The following is a 358-nucleotide window of genomic DNA, read 5'->3' on the forward strand; positions in this document are numbered from 1 at the left end:
ATTTAAATTTGCAAGGATGCAGCAATGGTGATGATTAAAGCAACGTTGTTTACTTTTTTAACCCTTTTTAGTGCTAGCTTATTGGCGCAATTGCCTCCAGTGCAACTTGCTAATGTTTACGATGAAACTAAGCATGAAGATATTCGTCAATATTTGGTGAGTGAAAAGTATGACGGAGTAAGAGCAATCTGGACGGGAAAGCAGTTTGTAACCCGTCAAGGCAACTCCATAAACCCGCCTGATTGGTTTACATCCCCTTTGCCAGATATTTGGTTAGATGGTGAGTTATGGACCAAACGAGGTCAATTTTCTGTAATCAGTGGTATTGTCAGAACAAAAATACCCAACGATTTGCAAT

Annotated in this window: 1 pseudogene; it reads left to right on the forward strand. The window is 39.4% G+C overall.

Annotated features, from left to right (window positions below):
* Positions 1 to 24: 24 nt before the first annotated feature.
* Positions 25 to 358 (forward strand): annotated as a pseudogene (locus CWB76_RS19325) (DNA ligase); the annotation flags it as partial.

Source organism: Pseudoalteromonas sp. S1609, from assembly GCF_005887255.1.
Classification (GTDB): domain Bacteria; phylum Pseudomonadota; class Gammaproteobacteria; order Enterobacterales; family Alteromonadaceae; genus Pseudoalteromonas.